Consider the following 23,166-nt stretch of genomic DNA (forward strand, 5'->3'; position numbering starts at 1 on the left):
ATTGTGCGCTCGTTTTTTCGTGTATAATGAAAAGGAGTAAACTGAAAGTAGGAATTATTGTGGGACAAAGTAATAAAAAGCGGGCAACAATCCGGGACGTCGCAAAGGTCGCGGACGTTTCAGTTGCTACCGTATCGCGTTATCTTAACGGGAAGACAAAAAAAATGACTGCCCAGACGGCAGCCAAGATTGCTGAAGCGATTGAAAAATTAAGGTATGTGCCAAACTCGGCGGCACGGGAAATGTCCAATAACAGTAGTAAAATCATTGCGGTTCTTGTCGCAAACTTAAACGATTATTTTTCAATTGAAGCATTTAAGGGTGCTTCACAAGTTCTTGAAAAAAAGGGGTACGTCCCGGTACTCCTTAATTCTGGTGCCGACACAGAACACGAAAAGCAGCTTCTCCAGTCAATCAATATCCACGGTTTCGATGGCCTTATTTTCCAGCCCCTTAGCAATGACCGGGATGCAATTAAGGCCAAACTGACCAGGGATTTTCCACTCGTCATTCTTGACCGTGAACTTGATCGTTCCCAATGGCCACAAGTCATCACCGATAATCACCGGGCAACCGTAAACAGCTGTGAATACTTTATCAACCAGGGTTTTACCCACATCGTTGTCCTTTCATCTACCATCAGTGAGGCTTCCACCAGGCAGGAACGTTATAATGCAATTAAAGAAACCAGTAGTAATGTTGACCTAGTGGAGATTGATGAAAACCACTTTAACCGCCAACAGACATTTGACCAGCTCAAAGAAGCACTCGCTGGTGACGAAAAGAGTGTCCTCTTTAGCTTAAAAGAGCGGTGGTTGCTAGAGTTTCTACCGCAACTGATGAAGGAAAAGGTTATTCAAGATGGGCAACAAGCAGTTACCGGCTTTGCTGATACCAGCCTAATCAAGAGCATCTGCCCTTATGCGAAAGTAATTTCACAAGATCCCTTTTACATGGGCCAACAGGCCGCAGACATCTTATTAAAGATGCTAACCAGCCAAGAAAGTGTTCCGGGCAACATTATTATCAGCGCCCAGTTAAAAAAATAATTTTAACCTAAAAAACAAGACCACTTGCCAATTACGACAAGCGGTCTTATTTTGTTTACCAGCGCTTGATTGTGCGCTAGGCACCGTCAATATGCTACGGAATAAAATTAATATCCGTTTCCTGGAGGGTATTCATCTTCGTCAAGATTGCCTTGATCCCGTCAAGCCACGGTAAAAGCATCATTGCGCCACTTCCTTCACCGACGCACATATCAATGTCAATGTACGGTTCGAGACCAAGGGCATCAAGAACAATCCGTGACCCTTGTTCCTTTGACTTGTGCGTTGGAATCATGTAGGCAGTTAGCCCAGGCTTAATGGCATTTGCTAATAGGGCTGCGGAATAGGATAAGAAGCCATCGAGCAACACCGGCTTATGCATTGCCCCAGCCGCAATCATTGCCCCAGCCATTGCCCCGAGTTCTAACGCCCCCACTTCACTGAGAACCCTTAACGGATCCGGAGTTTTTTCACCAGCAAAACCGGCGCGGCGAAGGCTTTGATTGACCACATCAATCTTATGCTGCAGCCGCTCATCAGAAATGTTAGAGCCCCGGCCAACTACCGTTTCAGCAGGCTTGCCAAGTAGCGCCGCAATCATTGCTGAGGCCGCCGTTGTATTGCCCATCCCCAGCTCACCAGCGGCAAGTACCTGGTTGCCCGCTTCAAAGGCCTTAACACCACAGTCAAAACCAAATTGGATGGCCGCTTCTGCTTCTGCAACCGTCATGGCTGGCTCAACCAGCATATCGCCTGTTTCGTGCCGAATTTTGTGAACTGCAACTAATGGTGACTGGAGGTCAGTTTTAATTCCCAGGTCATATACCTGCAGCGAACAATCATATGCACTCGCTAACGCGGCAACTGCAGTATGCCCCTTCATCATGTTTACCGCTTGAATTGCCGTAATCTTCTGGGGACTCGCAGAAACCCCTTCATGAACGACCCCGTTATCGGCCGCAAAAACAAGACACTTGCGGGGCTTAACGGTAAAGTCAGTCGTCCGGTAAATTCCCGCAAGATGAGCAGCTAATTCCTCCAGCCGGCCAAGACCCTTAACCGGTTTGGCGAGGTTGTCCATCCGCGTTTGCATTGCCGCTAGCTGGACCTTATCAAGGGGCGTTAGCTGCACGTCATTATATTTCATCTCAATGTTCCCTTTCGTATTTCCACAGGTTATCGAGGACGTTGTCGAGAACCTTTTCATCAGTGTCCGGGAAGATCACCTTTAATCCCTTTGACTGTAGGTCCTCGCCAGTACTCTTGCCGAGGACGTAATAGTTAATTTGTTTGTAGTCATTGCTGTCGACTTTTGTCATTACCTGGTACATCCGGTCAAAGTTCGACGGGCTGGTCACCAGCGCACTGGTAATGTGCTGTTTCATAAAGATTTTAAGTGCCCGGCCTTCGTGGACCCGGTCCCAGGTATTAGTGTAAATTACCACTTTATCACCAATAAAGTCCTGGTAATATTGCCCGGCCTTGTCACCAATCAGCCAGCAGATATCGGTTACTCCCCGCGCTGTCAACTCCGCTAAAAGGTCCGCCCGACTTTCTCCTTTTGCAACCACGACCGGGTTATTCACCGTTATCAGCATATCCCGGATCTTCTCACTGAGAACATAAATGGTTGCCTTGCTATTTAACTTCCGCAAGTGGTCACAAAAAGTCTGCGCACCAAACAAGCTAGTGATCGCCAGGTTCTTGCTCTCCTTGATTTGCTTCTTCTCCGCGGCGGTAAGCTTTGCGGCTTTTAACACCCGGAAAGGAAAGTAGATCACGTCATCCTTTTGTTCCAGTCGCATCCGCCAGTATACCGGCACCTTACTCTTTGGATATGTAATTAAAATTGCCATTACCATTCATCTCCCTACTGATTAAGTCGCCATTGTTGCGCTTTGTTGTTTTCTAATTCAATTATACTGAAATATGACGCTTTAAAAGCAAGTGAATAAAAATTAATGGTTGGATCGACTAATTCCTGGTAAATTAAGCGGATTGTGCCTAGGTGTGCGACGACGACAACCGTATCATCTTCCGTCGTATGACTAAGCAACCACTGTAACCCTTCATGGACCCGCTGCTTAAAAGCCGCAAATGACTCAACAGTTGGGGGCGTGTAGGTCAGCGGTGCTTGTAGCCACCTTGCCCATTCAGCCGGGAATTGCGCTTCAATTTCGTCAGCGTCTAACCCTTCCCAGTTGCCAAACCCTTTTTCCGCAAAGGCAGGAATCGTGACTACCGGCAGCTGGGGCAACCGGGTGACCAACGGTGCCAGGGTCTGCGTAGTGCGCTGTAAGTTAGTCTTCACCAGTAATGTTGGCTGCTCCTTGACTAATTTTGCCGCCAGGGTAACTGCCTGTTGCCTCCCCTTTTCATCTAAGCTGACATCAGCAGCGCCATAAAACTTGCGCTGCTGGTTGTACTTTGTTTCGCCGTGCCGTGCTAATAGTAATTTCATCAGCTCACCCTCATCAAAATCGTCAACGTCAATAAAAAGATGAGTGGGGCGAGGGTAGCAAACGCACCGAGGGTATCACCAGGCGTCCCGCCAAGCACTTTGGTTACTTTCCGCCGATAAAAGTAGGCCACGAATAAGATCATTAGGTAGCCGACTAGCCCCTGCCACGAAAAGCAAATGGTTACCACGACTAGTGAAAATAGCTGGGCAACGGCAATTCGCCAGGGCTGGATTCCTAACCAGATATTGGACAAGCCATGCTTATTTCCAGGATACACCATCTTATAAAAGAGCAATGATACCCCCGTCTTCGTTAGCATCGTCAAGCAAATTGTCAGCAAGACCATGTGCAAGATATCAAGGAACGGACTGATGACAATTCCCAGCCCAATCACGAGGGCATAGTAATAAAGGAGGGCCAGACTCCCCATTGTCCCGAGGCGACTATCCTTCATAATGGCAAAGATCTTATCCGCTGTCCGGGACGAAAAGAAACCATCCGCGGTATCTGCTAAGGCGTCCAGGTGAAAGCCACCAGTCAGCAAACCATCAGTGATCCAGTAAAGTATCCAGGCGAACCACAGGGGAAAGAGAGCCGTAAAGCCCCAAAAGATTAACCCCTCAACGCACCCCACTAAGAACCCGAACAGGGTAATGTATTGGATGCTCGTCTTAAACTTATTCGTCGCGTCGTCAATCGGAATTGGGATATTCAACTTAGTAAAAAACTGGGCGAATAAAATTAACGCTTTTCCCATTGTTCTTCACCTACTTTATCTTTTGCGGAATCCCGCTGACCACAAAGTAGACATTATCAGCATGCTGGGCAATCAGCTGGTTTACTTCGCCGTACAAGTCACGGAGCACCCGCGTCTGCTTAGTTGCTGGCACAACTCCGAGTCCCACCTCATCACTGACAATCACCATTGACTGCCGTTGGGCGGCCTGGACTTTTAAGATTTGTTGCCAGCTCGCCATAATCTGCTCCCGCAATTGTGCTAATTCACGGGCGGAAACGGCGGTCAGGTAATCATCAATTTTTCCTGGTGTTGTCCTGGTTAATACCGTGTCGTAAAAGAGGTTTGTCACCAGCATGATCGCATCATCAAGCAGGTAGCCATCCAGCGGGTGCTGGGCGATCAACTGGTCAACTTCACGGTACTGCTCAGCGGTTTCCCAGTTAGCAGGGCGCCGTGCTTGGTGGCGCTTGATTCGCAACTGCATTTCACCGTCGGGATTTTTTACCACCCCGGTTGCAATATAACAGATATGTTGGTCGCGGGAGTACAACCCCTCCGCAAATTCTGACTTGCCGCTTTTCGCGCCGCCGAGGACAAAGGTCAGTTCACCATTTTTCATCATTTCACCTTCTAAAAAAGGCCGCGACAGAGCGTTGCCACAGCCTTTTGTGTTTTAGTTATTACTTGCTGCGCTAAATGCGGCATCGAATGCAGCGATTGTCTTTTCAATGTCCTCGTCGGTATGCTTAGTTGAGATAAAGTTGGTTTCAAACTGTGATGGTGCAACATAAACACCATTTTCGAGAAGCTTCCAGAAGCATTTTTCAAAGAGCTGCTGGTCACATTCCTTCACGTCAGCAAAGTTATTAACGGGGTCACTGTTGTAGAAGTAGCTCCACATCGTTCCCACATGGTGGACCGTCATCGGGATCCCGTACTTATCAGCCGCGGCTTTGATCCCGGTCGTTAATGCGGCGACCTTTTCTTCCATCCGCTGGTAATCTTCTGCCGTCAGTTGTTCAAGGGTACTGATCCCCCCGGTCATAGCTAAGGGGTTCCCAGAAAGGGTTCCCGCATGGTAAATACTACCGGCAGGGGTAATTTCTTCCATGATCTCACGACGACCACCAAAGGCGCCGACAGGCAGACCACCACCGATGACCTTCCCAAGGGTCGTCAGATCAGGAGTAATGTTGACCAAGCTCTGGACACCGTGAAAGGCTGCCCGGAACCCGGACATTACTTCGTCAAAGATTAACAGGGCACCGTGTTCTGTCGTCACGTCACGCAGGGTTTGCAAAAATTCCCGGGTTCCTGGAACGACCCCCATGTTACCGGCAACGGGTTCAACAATTGCACAGGCAATCTCATCGCCATGTTCCGCAAACAGTTTCTTAACGCCAGCAACGTCGTTATAAGCAACGGTTAAGGTATCGTAAGCAAGGTCATCAGGGACACCTGGTGACGTGTTGATCCCAAAGGTTGCTAGTCCAGACCCCGCGTCAACCAATAGCGAGTCGCTGTGACCGTGGTAGTTTCCTACAAACTTAACAATCTTTTCCCGCTTGGTATATCCCCGTGCCAAGCGAATGGCACTCATCGTGGCCTCGGTCCCGGAAGAAACCATCCGGATCATTTCAATTGACGGCATGATCTTGTTAACAAGCTTTGCCAATTCCGTTTCCTGCAGGGTTGGTGCCCCGTAGCTGGTGCCCTTAGCAACCGCCTTGTTTAATTCTGCAACAACGTGATCATCTGCGTGACCGAGGATCAACGGCCCCCATGATAAAACATAGTCGATGTACTTGTTGCCATCAATATCGTAGATGTATTCATTTTTGCCGTGGTCGATGAATAGCGGGTCCCCACCGACGTTTTTAAACGCCCGGACTGGACTGTTAACCCCACCTGGCATGTATTTTTGCGCTTCCGTGAACGCTGCTCTTGATTTGCTGTTATCTAAAGTCAAAAGTAAAATCCCCTATCATTAAAGCTTCTTTGCGACATCCTTAGCGAAGTAAGTGATGATGAGGTCAGCGCCGGCCCGCTTCATCCCCACTAAACTCTCGTAGACAATTTGTTCTTCATTAATCCAGCCATTGGCAGCAGCCGCCTTGACCATCGCATACTCACCGGAAACGTTGTAAGCAACCAGTGGCAACAGCGTGTGGTCACGAACTTCGCGCATCACATCAAGGAAGGCCATCGCTGGCTTAACCATCACAAAGTCGGCTCCCTCTTTTTCATCACTAGCAACTTCCCGCAATGCCTCTAAGCGGTTGGCCGGGTCCATCTGATAAGTCTTCCGGTCATGAGGACCTTCCTTCGGCGAACCATCAGCCGCATCGCGGAATGGGCCATAAAATGATGAGGCAAACTTAACGGCGTAGGACATGATTGGCGTGTTCTTATAACCCGCCTCGTCAAGCCCCTGCCGGATAGCGGCAACATAGCCATCCATCGCATTTGATGGTGCAATAATGTCAGCCCCGGCCTTCACTTGACTAACAGCAGTCTTCGTAATGTAGGTCAGTGATTCGTCATTAACAACGACCCCGTCACGGATGATTCCACAATGCCCAGTGCTGGTATATTCACACAAGCACGTGTCGGCAATGACAATTAAGTCGGGGTAGTTCTTTTTAATTAAGCGGATGGCTTGCTGGACAATCCCGTCGTCTTCCCAGGCGCCGGTACCATACTCATCTTTTTCTTCTGGTACCCCAAAGACGATCACCGACTTAATTCCACAGTCAACAATCTCCTTAATCTCGTCTAGGAGGGTATCAAGGCCATAACGGTAAATCCCCGGCATTGAAGAAATTTCTTCCTTCCCCTTGATTGTTGCGTCAGCGAAAACCGGCATAATCAAGTCGTCCTTCCTCAGGTGGGTTTCTCTTACTAAGTCCCGCATAGCAGCGCTAGTCCGTAAACGACGGTGACGATCAAATTGCAACATGATTTTCAATCTCCTTCAATAATTCCAAATTTATCTCTTGCCAATAACTGATCAGCAATTTGCTTGCCGACTCCAGGCTTATTGGCAGGAATTTTTTCTTCTTTAACGACGTGTTCCCCATTTGGCGAGGCAATCAACCCATCGAAGACCAGCTGACCATTTTCATAATAGGCATGGCCCCCAATTGGAAAGTTACAGCTTCCCCCAAGCTCACGCATGAATTCCCGTTCAATGTGAATACACTCCGCTGACTGAGGGTCATTAATTTGCTCGAGCATCTTCAAGATTCGCTGGTCATCTTTCCGGCACTCAATTGCTAAGCAGCCCTGGCCAACCGCCGGGATAACTACCTCCTTGAGGTTCAAGACGTGGTAACCGCTGAGGTCAACATTCAACCTTTCTAACCCGGCTTCTGCCAGCACAGCCCCGTCAAGGTTTTCCGTATCAATTTTCTTCAACCGCGTATCGATATTGCCCCGGATCGGTACAATTTCTAAGTCAGGGCGAACACTTAATAGTTGGCCCTGGCGGCGCAAACTGTTGGTCCCAATACGGGCACCCCGCGGAAGGTCAGCAATGCTGGCAATTGGCTGCCGACTTACCAAGCAATCAAACGGGGAGACCCGGTGGGGAAATGCCCCCAGAGTCAGGTCATCCGGCAGGGTTGGCATCACGTCCTTTAAACTGTGGACCGCAAAGTCAATTGTCCCATCCTGCAGCTCATCTTCAATTTCTTTAACGAAGACCCCCTTCCCCCCAAGCTTGGCTAAACTCGCCCGTTGGTTCCGGTCACCTTCTGTAATCACATTTTTAATCTCAAAGTCAGTCGTCGGAAAAAGTTTTGCGAGTGCCGCAATAACCAGTTTCGTCTGGGCCATCGCTAGCTTACTTTTCCGGCTGCCGACAACTACCTTATTTGCCATTTTGTTGATTCTCCACCTTTAAGTTTTCCATTCCAAAAATCTTACAGAAGAAGTTAATATCATCAGTCGCCCCTGGGGTAACAGACAGCTCCTTGATCTCCTTAATCGGCCCCTTGATCATCTGGTTGACGATGCTCTTCATGTGCTTGCTGATTATCTTCCGCTCATGGGCATCCAGGTCCGGTAACTTACGAAGAAGGCTGTCATATGCTTCAGCTTCGATTCGTAGTGAATGCTCCCGGAGCCCCCGGATCACCGGGACAATGTGGAGCTGCTTTTCCCAAACGTAGAAATCATGCACTTCTGCTGGAACTTCCGCTTCAATCTGCTTTAGCATTGTCCGCTTCTTTTCGTCATTAGCAGTCAAGATCGAGCGAAGGTTGTCGATGTCATAGTAGTCAACTGGGCTATCACTGCTGACCGCCACATTCCGTGGCACGCCCAGATCAATGATAATTCCTTGTGTACTAGCATAGGTCTCATACAGCGGCTGTTTAACTGCCGCCGCAAAAATCGCTGCGTCTGCTTCGGCTAATACCGTCACAAGCTGATCAAACGGTCGTGCTTCGACAACTCCCTGAAGGTTATCCGCAATTGCTTCTGCCTTGCTATCCGTCCGGTTTAGTAACAAAACTCTGCTAAAGCCCATGTTGCTAGCATTGTAGGCGGTATGCCGGCCGATATGGCCCATCCCAATGACTGCTAGTGTCTTCCCGTCCAAGGAACCAAAGGATGCCTTGATTTGGTGAAGCCCGGCCTGACCTGATGACTGGGCAAGTTCACTCACCCGGTACTTAGTATGCATCCGTTTAGAGAAAGTAATGGCCTGCCGGAAAAGGTGGTTTAAAATCACCCCGGTCGTTTCTTGCTTTGTCGCAACCTGAAAGGCATTTTTCATCTGGCCAAGGATTTGCGGCTCCCCCTTAATCAGGGAATCTAGTCCGGTAATCACCCGCAAGAGGTGTTCTGCTGTTTCCTCCCTAGTATTAATTGAAACATACTGGCTAAACTCGTCAACCGAATAATTAAACCATTCGGCCAAAAAACGTTTGATATAGTAACGCCCCGTATGGATTTGGTCGACGACCGCATACACTTCCGTCCGGTTGCACGTTGAAATCAAGAGGTTTTCAAGAATACTTTTCTCCCGATGCAGCAACTTATCAGCTTGTGCTACCTCTTCCGCAGAGAATGAAAATTTTTCGCGCAATTCAATCGGTAGTTGATGGTAATTTAGACTCACACACATCAAATACATCCTTAGTCAAACTCCTTATGAAATTTCTTGCTAACCCAGTCCTTAATTTCGTTTTTCATCTTTTTGGCAACAGCCGGTGACTTGCCAACTGTTGATACGCTGATGAACATGTCATCCGAACTAAGGGTCGCCAGGTTATAAAAATCTGAATTATTTTTATCGCTAGTGTTATTAACCAACTGGAAATGAGTTGCCTCGGCCTTTACTTGGTCATTAACTGCCGCATCGTTGGTGCAGGCAACAATTACATCCATTTCCTCCACGTATTGCCGCCGGTAAACATCCTTGATCCAGTGAACCTTTGCTTGGTCGATCCCGGCAGCTAATTGCGGACTAATTACGGTAGGGGTTACCCCTGCGGCAATTAGTTTTTTGAGTTTCCGGCGGGCAACATTGCCCCCACCGATAACCGCCACTTTTTTAGTCGACAGGTTCAAGATAATTGGGTATGGCGATTTCATCATGACTAATCATCCTTTGCTGAGTCTCTTAAAATCTGATCAAACTTCTCCATGTCAACATTATCCGCAAAGAGCTTAGCAAGCTTTTCGTATTGCTGGTCCTTGTATTCACTAATCGAAACTTCGGTGTCAACTAGCGGCGCCAAGCCCTTCGATAGCCGGATCTGGTTTAAGAGGTGCCGTGTCCAGTAGGGATTATCAAAGATCCCATGCAGGTAGGTTCCAATCACCGTACCATCATTATTAACCGCCCCGTCATTCCGTTGCTCCGCCTGCCCGTTGGTCTCCTGAATTACAGCAAAGGGGCTGGCATTCAAGCCCAACGTTGTGGTTCCCATATGAATCTCGTAGCCAGTGAGAACATAATTACCCCGCTTGGCAACTGCCTGGGTCGTCGTCTTCTTCTCGTTAAACACCGTTTCCGTATCGAGTAATCCTAAGCCCGCCTGCTCCTTAATCGCCGATTCAATCCCGGCAGGGTCACTAAGTTTGCGTCCGAGGATCTGGTAACCACCACAGATGCCGACAACGATACTGCCGTTAGCATGCGCGCGGGTAATTGCGGCCGCTAAACCATTCTTCTTTAAGGCCGCAAGATCTTCGTTGGTATTTTTGCTGCCGGGGAGGATTAACAGGTCTGGCGTGCCAAGTTCTTCGGCCTTCAGGACGTAGCGGACTGACACATCCGGTTGAATTTTTAGACTATGAATGTCGGTAAAATTCGAGATCTTATTAAGGTCAATTACGGCAACGTCCAGGTCCTTGGCGGTATTTTTTTGCCGTGGTTTGCGACTGAGGGCGACACTATCTTCTTCGTCAATATCAATGTCGCTCATTGGGACAACCCCAATCACCGGAATCCCGGTCAGTTTCTCAATCATCTTATTACCGGGCTCAAGCAGCGTCTTATCACCGCGGAACTTATTGATGATGATGCCCTTAATCCGTCGCTGGTCCTCTTCCGGCATCAACTTGACCGTTCCGTAAATCGACGCGAAGACACCGCCCTTATCGATGTCCGCAACCAGGATCACCGGGGAATCTGCCATCCGGGCCATCCCCATGTTAACGATGCTGTTCTTATTTAGGTTAATTTCGGCAGGACTACCAGCCCCTTCTAAAATTATCACGTCGTTTTCCTCTGCCAAGCCGTTATAGGCTTCCATAATCTGGGGAATTAGCTTGGTCTTAAACTTGAAATAGCTGACCGCATCCATGTCCGCTAATACCTTCCCCATCACAATCACCTGGGAGTCTTGGTCCGTCGATGGTTTCAATAGGATCGGGTTCATCCGCACATCTGGATTTACCCGGGCCGCTTCTGCCTGGTAGACCTGGGCCCGGCCCATCTCATCCCCCTTGTCAGTGATAAAGGAATTGAGCGCCATATTCTGTGATTTAAACGGAGCAACTTTCTTGCCCCGGTTAGCTAAGATGCGGCAAACAGCGGCTGCTAGCCAACTTTTCCCGGCATCTGATGCGGTTCCTTGAAACATTACTGATTGCACTGCCATGATTATTCCTCCCAAAAATAGAATTGATATGTACGGGAGTTGTTCTCCCACCGGCATTCGCCGTTAATATGTTTTACCCTCTTTTGAAAATAATTCTTGCTCACTGTCGTACAGTGGCAACCCAAGTTTCTGGTGAATTTTCACCAGCCATGGTTGCTCTAACTTATTTTCCCGTAATAGTTGCTCGTCAGCAAAGACTTCCTGCCTGCCGCCCTGCTTCAAAATCTTGCCATTCCCTAGCAAGCAGAAGTAGTCGCACACTTCATACATAAAATCCATATCGTGACTCGATAAAATGATGTGCTGACCATTGGCGGCTAACTGCTGAATAAGCTCCTTCATCCGCTGCCGGCCATCAGGGTCAAGCCCGGAAGTCGGTTCATCAAGCAAGATCCATTCCGAACCGATCACCATGATTCCGGCAATCGCGACCCGCTTCTTCTGCCCACCACTTAAGTACTGGATTGGCCGTTCCTTTAACGGTAGGATGTCGAGTTTTTTTAATACTTGGTCAACCCTGGTATCGATTTCGGCAGGGGCAACTTTCAGGTTATGCAGGGCAAAGGCAACGTCATCCTTCACTACCGAGTAAAAGATCTGCTGGTCGGAATTTTGAAAGACAATCCCCACCTTCCGCCGTAAATCGCGAAGACCCTTTTTGCTATAGGATACCGGCTGGCCATCAATAAGAATCTGACCGGCAGTCGGTTTTAGTTCACCGACCAAATTCAAGAATAAGGTCGACTTTCCAGCACCATTGTGACCCATGATGCCGACGACTTGCTGCCCAGGGGTACCGAGCTTTAACGAGATGTCATCCAGGATTTGATGCTTGTCATCATAACTAAAACTAAGATGTTTTAATTCAATCACCTTCATTACCTCCTAGATATAAAACTCTCCATCGTATAACTTGGCGTCCAGGGCCTTCGTCATCATCTCATAATTAATAATCACTTGCTCAAACAACATTTTTGCCAGCACTGCGGATGAATGAATCGTCATCCCGACCGAATCATAACCACACCGTAACTTTTGTGCCCGGTGGATCTGCTCAAAGGCATCGACAAAGATAAAGATGAAGCGATACATCAGCATCGTCACTTCAATCATCATCCGGGGAAGGTGGGCCGCTTTTAAGACCTGCAAAATCTGAATGAAGGGGGTGGTCAATGCAAACCAATAGGTACAAACAATCGCGGTCATGCATTGCAAGGCAACCCGTCCAGCTTGCGGGAGCATTACCTTCGCCATTCCGAGATAAACACTCCCTACTTTAAGCGGCCACAGTAATGAAGCCTTGTCACTAGCAACTGTTACAACGATCCCAATAATGCTGAGGATAACAAAGGGAAGGATGGCATAAAACCAGCGAAGGTAACGCCGGACGGACACCTTGGTAACGTAGACCGTTATCCCCGCGACAGCCACTAAAACAACTGCCTTTATCCATTGCACGGGTTGAAAGGCCAGGGTAATCCCCACCAGCCACAGCAGGGCTTTTAGTTTCGGGGACCAGTTAACGATCCGGTTTTCATAAGCATACTTATCAATACTTAGCATTAATCGCCACCCCGCTTGCTGACTTACTTACTGGAAGCTTCTTTACTAGCCTTTTCTTCAAGGGCCTTCTTTTTTCCATGAGCCGCACCGATAAAGTAACAGATGATTCCCGTTCCGATCGATCCTTGAACCGTAAAGAGCAAGCTCTCAATCTCACCCGACGGTGGTGTCCAGACAGGATGGGCCCACGCCTGATAATTAGGGGCATACTTTTTAATCTGTTCTGTCCCCTGGTCATCACTGCCACCATATTCCCCCTTCACAAAGATAAAGGGGAGCAAGACAAGCAAGATGACGCAGATCAGTAAGATAATATTGGTCTTCGTCCGTTTTTTCATTGCAATGCGGTCTCCTTCCAAAGGTCATTACTGATTACAAGGTTATAAACGATCACCGTTAATAATCCTTCGGCAATTGCCAACGGGATTTGGGTAACGGCATAAATTCCGAGGAACTTAATTAAGGCTGCACCGATGCCCCCATTAGGATCAGGAAAGACAATTGCTAATTGGAGGGCCGTCATTACGTAAGTTGACCAGTCGGCAAACATTGCACAGAGAAATAGTGACACTGAGCGATTCACCTTTAACGCCCGGCATAATTTCCATACTGCAAAACCGACGATTGGGCCGACAATGGTCATTGAAAATTCATTAGCACCTAAAGTGGTCAACCCACCATGCGCCAGGAGCAGGGCTTGGAATAAGAGGACAATCACCCCTAGTACTGACATTACACCCGGACCAAACATCACCGTCCCCAGGCCAACACCAGTGGGGTGCGAACAAGAACCCGTCACGGACGGCAACTTTAATGACGAAAGAACAAAGACAAAGGCGCCACAAAGGGCCAGCATTACTTTGGCATTCGGCACATCAGAATTGGTGATTTTATACATCCGGTATAGGCCGTAAACGAAGAAGGGCGCTGAAACAACAAACCAGAAAATACACCAGCGCGGTGGCAGCATTCCCTCCATGATGTGCATCGCATGCGCTGTCATTGGGTAGGCTAGCGAATAGCTAAACCCGAGCGCTAAAAACAGCAAAAATTTGCGATACTTTTCTAGCAGTTTCATGCCTTTTTCCCCTCCTTCTTTAGCAAGGCGGTCGTAAAGTACGGTAGCTTATCCTCCACAGCATAATCTGATAGCCGGCGGACCCGTTGCGTTGCCATCGAAGCATTTTCTACCACGATCGTCTTATCAAGCAGGTTACGTTCCTGCAAGATCCGGTAAACCTTCGCGAAGTTAGTCGCAATTTTCATGATGACGACATTATCATTCAGGTCGATCACCTGGGTTAACTTGCTTTCCGCGGCCGTGGCCGGAACCACCTCTAAGGACTCCTCGTCGAGCATTAGCGGAACCGAAAGACTAGCAGCGATTTGACTAAACGAGGAGATCCCCGCAATCGTCTGAACATCAATATCCGAAACCAGCATGTCCGCGATATAGCTAAAAGTACTGTAAACTGATGGGTCACCAAGGGTTAAGAACCCCACGTTGTGTCCTGCTTGCACATCAGCTTTAATCTCATCTGCAATTGTGCGCCAACTGGCCATCTTAGTTTCCCAGTCATTTACCATCGGGAAGTGGCGTTTTTTAACCGTTAGCGTTTCTGGCAGGTATGGTGCCGCTATCCGTTCGGCGACACTCTTGCTCCCCTTGTGGGCCTGCGGAGCATATAAAATATCAAGTTGCTTAATTGTCGCCACCGCCTTAACTGTCAACAGGTCACTGTCACCGGGGCCAACACCGATGCCATAAAAACTAGCCATTATCTCACCTTCTCTAAATGATTTCCTTTAACTTTGCAATAAACATATCGTGAATCTCCGGGTATTCTCCCAATCCCTTTAAGACGGGGTGGGCAGTGATCCCGTGCTTTTTTAAAATGCACTTCCACGAGTCTGGGTCATTAGACGCCATGTCGTTATGGGCGTGATTGCCCGCCACCATCATCAACGGTTGCATAAAGACCTTTGTCACTTGCGCATGCTTTAACCGCATCACTTCATCCTCAATGTCCGGATAGCTTTCGACTGCCCCAACGTAACTCTTCGCGCCAGCCAGCATGTGGTCGAGGCAAGCGTAAGTAGTAAATGAACTATGGGCGGTACCATGGCCCATCCATAAGATTGCTTTACCACTCGGCAGGTACGCACTTTGCTTTTTCAAAAAGTCCGTCAGCCGTTCAAAGTCCGCAAATGTCTCAAGAAGTGGCGGCGTCAGCCTAAGCAGCTTAAACCTGTCCCTGTATTCAGAAACGACATCTTTAACCAGGCCATACTCAATTCCTGGAATAATGTGCAGGGACTGGACGTACACTTCTTCGTAACCCCGGTCAAGCAGCTTACTTAACGCCGTTGCCGGATCATCAATTGTCAGTCCTTCCTTTTCCTGAATTCGCTTGCGAACGATTTTGGAGGTAAATGCCCGGAATACATCGTAATCGGGAAAAGCACAGCTGATTGCCCGTTCGGTTGTCCCAATGGTCTTCTTACGTGTCTCGGGAAAAGTTGTCCCAAAGCTCACTGCTAAAATTGCCTTCTTAGTCACGCCTAAATTCCTCCTCGATTGCCTTGACTGTTTCTTTAATTTCTGACCGGCAGTCAATTACTTCCTGGAAGCCTAGTTTAGTTGCAGCAGCACTGATTGTCGGTCCCATCGTAAATGCCTTCAGGCCGGCCAGTTGTGCACGCTGTGAATCATCAAGGGCGAGGACAAAGTCATTGAGACTATCCGTGCTAGGGAAAACCACCGCATTAAATTCGGCCAGGTCAAATGGCAGTTGCCGGGGATGGGGGGCTTTTTGGTAAAGCGGCAGAAAGTGACCGCCGGTTGTCAGCGGCTTTTCCCCACCAAGTTCAACATAATCAGTTGGTAAGTTAACTTCAGCTAATACGCCGTCGGCAATTAGCCCCGCCGTTGCGAGATGGCGGGCCACAACTTGGTTTAATGCAATAATCTTCTTCCCGGTCAGGGCCCGTAAGTCCTTACCCGTGTTGACGAGCTGGTTAACAAACTGTTGGTAGGCCGCGATGCTATCAACCAGTAAAACTGGCGCCTGGTCAACCACTGTGAGGTCCGCCGTTAGGGCCTGCTTGGCCGTCCGCTGGTAAAAGTCCGCAGTCGCGCCCCGGTCTACTAGCTGGTTAAAGAGCCGTTGCCGTTTACTGTACGGAAGCAAAACATGAACTCCCTGCAACGGCCGGGAAACGTTTAGTTGCGCACTTAACTTGACGACATCCCCCACCGCAATCAGTGCTGGTGACGAAATGTGGTGACGAGCTACCAGGTCGTTTATCGTGGCGAGGTCACCGGTGACCATTTTTTGCCGCCACTGTGTTGCCCATTGAATAACCGCAACCGGGGTTGCCTTTTCCTTACCATGGGCAACCAATTCCCTGCAAATCGTTGGCAGTTGCGCCATCCCCATCAAGAAAACGAGGGTCCCTTCCTGGTGGGCAATGTTGCCCCAGTCGAGTTCCTTTTGCCCATCCTTTTTATGGTGACCCGTGATGATATGGAAACTAGAGGCATAGTCCCGGTGAGTAATCGGTATCCCGCCGGCAGCCAGGCCCGCAATCGCACTGGTAATTCCGGGAACGACTTCAAAGACCACGCCCTGTTGTTCAAGAACCTGGGCTTCCTCGCCACCGCGGCCAAAGACGTATGGGTCACCTGCTTTAAGCCGGACAACATTTTTTCCATCCCGGGCATAATCGACCAGTAACTGGTTAATCTGCGACTGCTTGACCTTGTGGTGCTCAGGAAGCTTCCCAACATCAACCAAGCTAGCCTTGTCACTGGTAAAGGCCAGTAGTGACGGGTCAATTAGGCGGTCATACAAGACAACATCCGCTTCATGTAGGCGGCGTTTGCCAATTAACGTCAATAATTCTGGGTCACCAGGGCCAGCCCCCAAAAGTGTTACTCTACCATTCATTGTGTTCCTCCAAGTACGCTGACAATTCATCAAGGCTCGCGACAACTTGTGGATAAGCCATCTGCGGTCGGCGGATAACAACACACGGGATCCCTAGCTGCGCACATGCCGCTATTTTTTCTTGAATCCCCCCTTGCCGACCACTTTCCTTCGTGACCACCACCGCGGCATTCGCGTGTTTGAATAAATCAACATTTAAGGCAACCGAAAACGGTCCCTGGATTGCATCAATTTGCGATGCGATAAATCCGGCATCCGTAAGGTTAGCCATCACCCGGGTGGTTGGAAGCACCCGCACATGCAGGCGGCTAACCCCCAGGCGTTGCGCATATTCTGGCGCAGTCTTACTACCAGTAGACAGGTAAATTTTTCCCGTAAGCTCTTTTAAGTAGTCACAAGCTGCCGTTAATGAATCGACCATCTTTAACGGCGCATCCTTGCTGTACGTATTCTGCCGCTCAAACCGTAAATACGGTAAGTCCAGGTCTACGGCCGTCGCCATTGCTAACTGCGAAATCACCCGGGCAAAGGGGTGGGTTGCATCTAAAATCAAGCTAATTTGCTGGTCACGACAGAATTGGCGAATGCTTTCTTCCGTAAAGGTTGTTTTAACAACGTTTTTCGCGTGGTGTCCTGCTAATTCCGCCCCATAGTCACTGATGACCGACACCACAAACGGTCGTTGCTGAGCAGACAAAAGATCAGCAACCGCCAAACTTTCCGTTGTTCCACCAAGCAGTAAAATCATAGTGTGTAGCCCCGCGGGGTGATCATTCGCCCATCTTGAACATAGGTATTCTTATTCCCGACGATCACAATTGTCGTCATGTTAATCTCAGTTTCATCAAGGTCCTTGATGGTGGTAACCTTGTCAATTTCTTTTGGTCGCGCGACATCCTTACCAATTCCCACAACAGTATCAGGGGACTTGTATTTGAGGATGATATCAAGTGCCTTGCGTAAGTGATGTGGGCGGCCCTTACTACGTGGATTGTAGAGGCAGATCACAAAATCAGCCTTAGCCGCAGCATCAACCCGGGCGGTGATTACGTCCCACGGGGTCATGAGGTCGCTCAAACTAATGTGACAAAAATCGTTCATCAACGGTGCTCCCAAGTGGGCAGCGGCGGCGATACTTGCGGTCACCCCGGGGATAACCTTCACGTCAATATGCTCATCCATCTTGCCTGCCAATTCGAGGACGAGGCCAGCCATGCCGTAGATCCCGGCATCCCCACTTGAAATAATGGCAACATCCTTGCCGGTTGCCGCAATTTCCAGGGCCTTTTTACAACGGTCAATTTCACCCCGCATCCCGGTAACAACCAGTTCTTTGCCTTCAATCATGTCTTCGATTAACCGGACATAGGTTGCATAGCCGACAATGGTGTGGGTGTTTTCAATTACTTGCCGTGCTTCCTCCGTCATTAATTCTTTTGCTCCTGGTCCGAGACCAACTACGTATAACATATTTTTTCCTCCTAAATCTCGTACAGCCGACTAAGGACCATCGTAACTTCATGACCGACATAACGCTCCGTGGTGGTGCGACTGCCACTAGCAAAATCCGCTGCTGCACACGCAACGTTGCCTACCCCCACAGTCTTTAAGACAAATGGTGATGCCGGATAGTGGGCACTGGCCGCTTGCAGTTGTGCCGCGGTGAAAAATTCAAGTTCCGCACCGATTGTCGTTGCCAGGTACTGGATTGCCCCTTCTTCTTGCTTAACATCAATCGACACCGCCTTAACGATTGATTGCCATAGTAAGTGGTGCTGGGCACAAAACTCTGCAAAGGCTTCTTGGATCATCCCATCGGTGACCCCTTTCCGGCAACCAATCCCTAAGACATTAATCCGTGGAACGACTTGCACAGCGTCAACAAGCTTAGCAAAGCGATCGTGGTCCGACACAATCACTAATGGAACTCCCGCCTTGTGCTGGTCAACCTGGTCAAGAACGGTAAAACCGGTAAGTTCACCCGCAAATTTTTGCAAATAAGGCTCAATAAAGAGTTCGACTGGCTTTTTTTCCGCCAGCAACCGGTTAAAGAATTTCGTGTTCTTCTTAAAGTTGGGGTACCAACCATTTAGCCGTTTTGCGAGCATATCCAGGGACTGAACATGCTCGGTATCGGTAGCGGTCGTAATTACTGGGTCAGCACCGGTTAAACGGGCAACTAACTGGGTCCACTCGTTTGCCCCGCCAACGTGGCCGGACAATAAGCTGATGACATGGTTGGCTTTCTCATCCATCACCAGCACAGCAGGATCAACCGTTTTGTCAACGATTACCCCTGCCAATGACCGGATAACGATCCCTGTTGCCATCACGCAAATTACACAATCGTACTCCCGGAAAAGGCGGTGAATAGTCGGGGTAAATTCCCCCTTAGCAAATGCCACTGCTCCTGCTTGCGCCAACCGCTGGGGCAAAAAAAGGTCGGTCATTAGCTGTTGTTGCCCTGCTAGCAGCTCGACCAGGCGTCGCGCTGTTTTCTCGCCGCCAGTCGTTAGTGCAATCACTGCAAATCGTTTCATTGGTTACTTACTTTTCTGGCGGAACATGGTACTAAAACTGGCGTCGTAAAGGTGGGAATAGTTATATTCATCCCCCAAGAACTTGCCAACCATGATCAGGGCCGTCCGGCGAATATCTGCATCGTGGACCTTTTGCGCAATATCCGCTAAGGTGCCCCGGACTTCCTTTTCGTCTGGCCAGGTTGCCTTGTAAATCACGGCAGCGGGTGTATCAGTTGGATAGCCGCCCGCAATCAGTTGGTCAACGACCTTCTTGATTCCCTGAACGGATAAGAAGATTACCATCGACGTCTGGTGTTGGGCTAGGGACTGGAGAGATTCCTTTTCAGGAACCGGGGTCCGCCCAGCCATCCGGGTGATGATTACACTCTGGGAAACTTCGGGGACAGTATACTCAACCCCCATGCTCGACGCGGCTCCCAGGAAGGAGCTAACGCCAGGAACGCATTGGTAGTCAATGCCCCGCTTCTTCATTTCCTCAATCTGCTCCCGAATTGAACCATAGATTGAAAAGTCCCCCGTCTGCAGGCGGACAACTTCTTTATCCGCTTTTACTGATTCTTCCATCCGGTCAACGATATCGTCCAACGTCATCGTGGCGCTATCGTATAATTCCGCACCATCCTTACAGTAGTTAAGCAAGTCCTTATTAATCAGCGAACCGGCGTAAATCACAACATCAGCTTCCGCCAGTAACTTGTACCCCTTTAAGGTGATTAGGTCAGTCTCACCAGGTCCTGCACCTACAAAACTTACAATTGCCATCTATCTCAATCCTTTCTATTTTGTCGCACTAACAATAATCGTCGGGTTATTGGGCTTGAAGAAGTGCCCCTTCCCTAGTTGATGCCAGCGAAGAACCCCGACTTCAACCATCTCAATCTCCTTAAAGCCAGCTTGTTCTAACAACTTTTCGACCTGCATCGCGTTTTCAAATAAGATAAAGTTCAACCCAATTGTTCCACCAGCTGGTAGGTGGTCGCTCGCAAAATCGATAATTTCTGCAAGGTGGGCGCCGCTTCCCCCAACAAAAATTGCATCATAGCACCGGTCAGGAATATCTGTTGGTGCAAGGCCGTCAATCAATTCCACATTGGTCAATTCGAACTTGGCAATGTTTTCCTTGATAATTGCGATTCCGTCAGGGTTCATCTCAATTGCGGTCACTGCTAAATTAGGGTAGTCGTGCGCTGCCTGGATACTAACGCTTCCCGTTCCAGCGCCAATGTCTAAGAAGGTGGCCTTATTCGCCAGGTCCAGCTTGTCAATACTGATCGCCCGCACCTCTGACTTGGTCATCGGCACCTTATTTCTTAAAAATTCATCATCACGCATTTGTAATAATCACCACGTTCATTCCGTATTCACGATCTTCAACCGTTGTCTCATCATGCTTACTTATTTGTTCGTCAGGGTAGCTCAGCCGTTCACCGATATAAAGGGTACGGTGAAGACCCCGTTTTTTAATTTCCTGGGCAATTTCATACGGCCCTAACTGACTGTCAGTCACCATTCCAACCTTGTCATGGCGCAGGAGAAAATCAAAGTCCGGGACCCGGCCATGGCTACTCGTAAAGTAAGCATTATTCATCGACAGGTGGAGCTGGTGGAACATGTACTGAATGGAACTGATTCCAGGAACAATGACCACCTGCTGTTCGCTAAAGTTCGTCGTCACCCATGTCCCAATGCCGTAAAGCAACGGATCACCGGAGGCAAGTAGGACAACCTGCTTCGCTGAATTAGCGGTCAAGTACTCCTTCAGTTCACCTAGCCGGGGAAGCTTCATCGCCTTCTCTGCCGGAATCTTTGGGAAAGTTTTTAACTGCCGCGCCGAGCCAATGACCACATCTGCTTGTGCCAGCAACTGTTGCGTTCCCGCTAAGCGTAGTCCTGGATCGCCAGGACCGATTCCTAATACCGTTATCATTGCCATTCATCCTTAATCTCTGCTAGGGGCTTACTTGCCGCTAAAAAGCCGGTTTCGCGGGAAAAGATAACCGCATCCACCGCAACTTGCGGCTCACGATGGGCCAGCAGGTTTTCTGCCCGCTTCTTGATTTTATCGACGATTAGCTGGTAAACCTCCTGGTAGCCAGCCTCATTGATCATTTTGATCATCGAAATGGTCGTCAGGCAGCCGTAGATTTGCCGCAGGAACTCGGTCGGCACCCCGCCGAGGAGGGCAAGGTTTGCGACCATAATTTCCGCCCGCGCATCAGCATCCTTACTGTGGGTGGAGAAAATTCCGCCAGAAACCTTAACCATCTTCCCTAAGTCACCAACAATCAAAACCTTATTGAATTGCAGACGCTGAGTTTCATGGAGGACATAGCCAACAAAGTTACTCATCTGAACAATCTTGCTGCCGGGGATGCCGAGTTCATCCTTCGCGAAGTCCTCACCATAATTTCCCGGAACAAGGACAAGGGATTTGTCCCCCCGCTTGCGGTGGATATTCATCTCGATTGAGATTGAATGCTTCCAGCTCGACTCGGACATCGGGGTAACCACCCCACTGGTGCCGAGGATTGAAATCCCCCCGACAATCCCTAACTTGGGGTTATAGGTTAACTTTGCGATCCGTTCACCTTCAGGAACCGCGATAACAATGTCGACTCCCTGGTCAGCCCCTAATTCCTTCCGGGCAGCTTCCTTAATTACTCGTCGGGGGGTCGGATTGATTGCAGGCATCCCTGGTTTGTTAGCAAGTCCCGCCTTGGTTACCCGGCCAACTCCCTTCCCACCGTCAAGGTGAATCTCATTATCATCCCGGAGCTTAACCGTAGCAAAGATCAGTGCCCCGTCTGTTGCATCTTGATCATCGCCACCGTCTTTTTTAATTGCACAACTAGCCGTCTGCTCATCGAAGTCGGTCTGTTCAACATCGAAAATGGCTACTTTACCGTTAGCCGCGTGAACGGTTACCGTTTCTTGGGGCTCCTGGTTAAGCAGGGTGCGGATAGCAGCGACGGTCGCCGCCGTTGCCGTGGTCCCAGTCGTAAAGCCCTTCCGTAGTTTCCGCCCGTTATAATAAACGAAATTGTCTTCCGCCTCGTTATTTGGTGTGACGGCCATATTCATCACCTAATTTCTCAATATCCATGTTATACATCACCGCATTGATTAAGGCGGCCGCGAGATTACTGCCACCCTTCCGGCCTAGCGCGACGATTGCAGGAATATCTGACTCGTATAATGCCTGCTTGCTCTCGGCCGCTTCAACAAAGCCGACTGGCACACCGATCGCTGCCGCCACATCTAAGCGGCCTGCTTCAACCATCTCTAGGATTTTGTGCAGGGCGGTAGGGGCGTTTCCAACGATAAATACCTTTTCTGCCGTATCTTCTTCAGCCGCAACTTCAATGGCCGCCATTGAACGGGTAATGCCCTTTTGCTGGGCCATTGCAATCACCCGGGGATCACGGATTAAGCAGTGGTAGCTAACGCCGAGCTTATCAAGGCGCCGCTTATTAATCCCCGACAACGCCATCGTGGTATCGGTATAAATCGTGCCATGATTTTCTAAAACGTGTTGTAATTTTAGTAAGACATTATGCGTAAACTTCAGGTTCTTGAGGTAATCAAAGTCCGCCGTGGTATGAATAGCCCGCTTGATTACGGCCTCTTGCAATGGACTGGCAAATTGATAATCTGGGTCAATTTGGTCAATCTCTTCTTGAATTATTTGAAAACTACGGTCTGTTATCTGATGGGGAACAGTGATATATCCTTCTTTTTCCATATT

The 23,166-nt window shown here is 49.1% G+C and carries 27 protein-coding genes; 1 reads left to right on the plus strand and 26 read right to left on the minus strand.

The genetic code is table 11. The features are described 5' to 3' along the window. Positions 1 to 59 precede the first annotated feature (59 nt). Positions 60 to 1,049 (plus strand): LacI family DNA-binding transcriptional regulator, encoded by a 990-nt coding sequence (locus tag CZ502_RS04175; protein WP_159434554.1) that lies wholly within the window; start codon positions 60 to 62, stop codon positions 1,047 to 1,049. Between the two features lie 94 nt (positions 1,050 to 1,143). Here the strand turns inward: CZ502_RS04175 and cobT are convergent, their stop codons facing one another. From cobT to CZ502_RS04305, 26 genes are all read right to left on the minus strand, one after another. Beyond that, a complete protein-coding gene (gene cobT / locus CZ502_RS04180; protein WP_076459842.1) occupies positions 1,144 to 2,196 on the minus strand; it encodes a nicotinate-nucleotide--dimethylbenzimidazole phosphoribosyltransferase in 1,053 nt (350 codons plus the stop codon). A gap of 1 nt (position 2,197) precedes the next feature. After that, positions 2,198 to 2,905 carry a uroporphyrinogen-III synthase gene (locus tag CZ502_RS04185; protein WP_076459843.1) on the minus strand — a complete coding sequence of 236 codons (708 nt, stop codon included), beginning with the start codon at positions 2,903 to 2,905 and terminating at the stop codon, positions 2,198 to 2,200. Between the two features lie 14 nt (positions 2,906 to 2,919). Next, entirely contained in the window at positions 2,920 to 3,510 is a 591-nt protein-coding gene (locus CZ502_RS04190) for a histidine phosphatase family protein (protein ID WP_076459844.1), read from the minus strand. Next, the gene (locus tag CZ502_RS04195) at positions 3,510 to 4,268 is read right to left on the minus strand and encodes an adenosylcobinamide-GDP ribazoletransferase (RefSeq protein ID WP_076459845.1); all 759 of its coding nucleotides are present in this window, start codon (positions 4,266 to 4,268) and stop codon (positions 3,510 to 3,512) included. The genes CZ502_RS04190 and CZ502_RS04195 overlap by 1 nt, the downstream gene beginning before the upstream one ends. A gap of 10 nt (positions 4,269 to 4,278) precedes the next feature. After that, positions 4,279 to 4,872, minus strand: a complete 594-nt coding sequence (locus CZ502_RS04200) for a bifunctional adenosylcobinamide kinase/adenosylcobinamide-phosphate guanylyltransferase (RefSeq protein ID WP_234982447.1) — start codon at positions 4,870 to 4,872, stop codon at positions 4,279 to 4,281. 51 nt (positions 4,873 to 4,923) lie between these two features. Next, a complete protein-coding gene (gene hemL / locus CZ502_RS04205; protein WP_438267730.1) occupies positions 4,924 to 6,219 on the minus strand; it encodes a glutamate-1-semialdehyde 2,1-aminomutase in 1,296 nt (431 codons plus the stop codon). A gap of 18 nt (positions 6,220 to 6,237) precedes the next feature. Next, positions 6,238 to 7,209, minus strand: coding sequence for a porphobilinogen synthase (gene hemB / locus CZ502_RS04210; protein ID WP_076459848.1), 972 nt, complete (start codon positions 7,207 to 7,209; stop codon positions 6,238 to 6,240). A gap of 5 nt (positions 7,210 to 7,214) precedes the next feature. Then, a complete protein-coding gene (hemC, locus tag CZ502_RS04215; protein WP_076459849.1) occupies positions 7,215 to 8,132 on the minus strand; it encodes a hydroxymethylbilane synthase in 918 nt (305 codons plus the stop codon). Then, the gene (gene hemA, locus CZ502_RS04220) at positions 8,122 to 9,390 is read right to left on the minus strand and encodes a glutamyl-tRNA reductase (protein WP_076459850.1); all 1,269 of its coding nucleotides are present in this window, start codon (positions 9,388 to 9,390) and stop codon (positions 8,122 to 8,124) included. Before hemA ends, hemC begins: the two co-directional genes overlap by 11 nt. 2 nt (positions 9,391 to 9,392) lie before the next feature. Next, positions 9,393 to 9,854, minus strand: coding sequence for a precorrin-2 dehydrogenase/sirohydrochlorin ferrochelatase family protein (locus CZ502_RS04225; protein ID WP_234982448.1), 462 nt, complete (start codon positions 9,852 to 9,854; stop codon positions 9,393 to 9,395). Between the two features lie 2 nt (positions 9,855 to 9,856). Then, positions 9,857 to 11,365: a cobyric acid synthase gene (locus CZ502_RS04230; protein WP_076459851.1), complete on the minus strand. Its 1,509-nt coding sequence runs from the start codon at positions 11,363 to 11,365 to the stop codon at positions 9,857 to 9,859. A gap of 63 nt (positions 11,366 to 11,428) precedes the next feature. Next, the gene (locus CZ502_RS04235; RefSeq protein WP_076460581.1) at positions 11,429 to 12,238 is read right to left on the minus strand and encodes an energy-coupling factor ABC transporter ATP-binding protein; all 810 of its coding nucleotides are present in this window, start codon (positions 12,236 to 12,238) and stop codon (positions 11,429 to 11,431) included. A gap of 12 nt (positions 12,239 to 12,250) precedes the next feature. Next, positions 12,251 to 12,928, minus strand: coding sequence for a cobalt ECF transporter T component CbiQ (gene cbiQ / locus CZ502_RS04240; RefSeq protein ID WP_076459852.1), 678 nt, complete (start codon positions 12,926 to 12,928; stop codon positions 12,251 to 12,253). Between the two features lie 23 nt (positions 12,929 to 12,951). Further along, positions 12,952 to 13,266 carry an energy-coupling factor ABC transporter substrate-binding protein gene (locus CZ502_RS04245; protein WP_076459853.1) on the minus strand — a complete coding sequence of 105 codons (315 nt, stop codon included), beginning with the start codon at positions 13,264 to 13,266 and terminating at the stop codon, positions 12,952 to 12,954. After that, complete coding sequence (locus CZ502_RS04250; protein ID WP_076459854.1) at positions 13,263 to 14,006, minus strand: energy-coupling factor ABC transporter permease; 744 nt, start codon at positions 14,004 to 14,006, stop codon at positions 13,263 to 13,265. Before CZ502_RS04250 ends, CZ502_RS04245 begins: the two co-directional genes overlap by 4 nt. After that, entirely contained in the window at positions 14,003 to 14,707 is a 705-nt protein-coding gene (locus CZ502_RS04255) for a cobalt-factor II C(20)-methyltransferase (protein WP_076459855.1), read from the minus strand. Before CZ502_RS04255 ends, CZ502_RS04250 begins: the two co-directional genes overlap by 4 nt. Positions 14,708 to 14,720: 13 nt before the next feature. After that, on the minus strand, positions 14,721 to 15,488 hold the full coding sequence (locus CZ502_RS04260; RefSeq protein ID WP_076459856.1) for a sirohydrochlorin cobaltochelatase: 768 nt from the start codon (positions 15,486 to 15,488) through the stop codon (positions 14,721 to 14,723). Further along, entirely contained in the window at positions 15,481 to 16,878 is a 1,398-nt protein-coding gene (gene cobA / locus CZ502_RS04265; protein ID WP_076459857.1) for a uroporphyrinogen-III C-methyltransferase, read from the minus strand. Before cobA ends, CZ502_RS04260 begins: the two co-directional genes overlap by 8 nt. Further along, on the minus strand, positions 16,868 to 17,626 hold the full coding sequence (cobK, locus tag CZ502_RS04270) for a precorrin-6A reductase (protein ID WP_076459858.1): 759 nt from the start codon (positions 17,624 to 17,626) through the stop codon (positions 16,868 to 16,870). Before cobK ends, cobA begins: the two co-directional genes overlap by 11 nt. Further along, positions 17,623 to 18,348, minus strand: a complete 726-nt coding sequence (gene cobJ / locus CZ502_RS04275; protein ID WP_076459859.1) for a precorrin-3B C(17)-methyltransferase — start codon at positions 18,346 to 18,348, stop codon at positions 17,623 to 17,625. Before cobJ ends, cobK begins: the two co-directional genes overlap by 4 nt. A gap of 11 nt (positions 18,349 to 18,359) precedes the next feature. Continuing rightward, positions 18,360 to 19,418, minus strand: a complete 1,059-nt coding sequence (locus CZ502_RS04280) for a cobalt-precorrin 5A hydrolase (protein ID WP_076459860.1) — start codon at positions 19,416 to 19,418, stop codon at positions 18,360 to 18,362. 3 nt (positions 19,419 to 19,421) lie between these two features. After that, positions 19,422 to 20,183: a cobalt-precorrin-4 methyltransferase gene (locus tag CZ502_RS04285; protein ID WP_076459861.1), complete on the minus strand. Its 762-nt coding sequence runs from the start codon at positions 20,181 to 20,183 to the stop codon at positions 19,422 to 19,424. A gap of 15 nt (positions 20,184 to 20,198) precedes the next feature. Continuing rightward, entirely contained in the window at positions 20,199 to 20,753 is a 555-nt protein-coding gene (locus tag CZ502_RS04290) for a decarboxylating cobalt-precorrin-6B (C(15))-methyltransferase (RefSeq protein WP_076459862.1), read from the minus strand. Then, positions 20,746 to 21,348, minus strand: coding sequence for a cobalt-precorrin-7 (C(5))-methyltransferase (locus tag CZ502_RS04295; protein WP_076459863.1), 603 nt, complete (start codon positions 21,346 to 21,348; stop codon positions 20,746 to 20,748). Before CZ502_RS04295 ends, CZ502_RS04290 begins: the two co-directional genes overlap by 8 nt. Then, the gene (gene cbiD / locus CZ502_RS04300) at positions 21,345 to 22,496 is read right to left on the minus strand and encodes a cobalt-precorrin-5B (C(1))-methyltransferase CbiD (RefSeq protein ID WP_076459864.1); all 1,152 of its coding nucleotides are present in this window, start codon (positions 22,494 to 22,496) and stop codon (positions 21,345 to 21,347) included. Before cbiD ends, CZ502_RS04295 begins: the two co-directional genes overlap by 4 nt. Beyond that, positions 22,477 to 23,163, minus strand: a complete 687-nt coding sequence (locus tag CZ502_RS04305; RefSeq protein WP_076459865.1) for a cobalt-precorrin-8 methylmutase — start codon at positions 23,161 to 23,163, stop codon at positions 22,477 to 22,479. The genes cbiD and CZ502_RS04305 overlap by 20 nt, the downstream gene beginning before the upstream one ends. Positions 23,164 to 23,166: the final 3 nt, after the last annotated feature.

It is taken from the genome of Limosilactobacillus caccae, assembly GCF_900156885.1.
In the GTDB taxonomy this organism is placed as follows: domain Bacteria; phylum Bacillota; class Bacilli; order Lactobacillales; family Lactobacillaceae; genus Limosilactobacillus; species Limosilactobacillus caccae.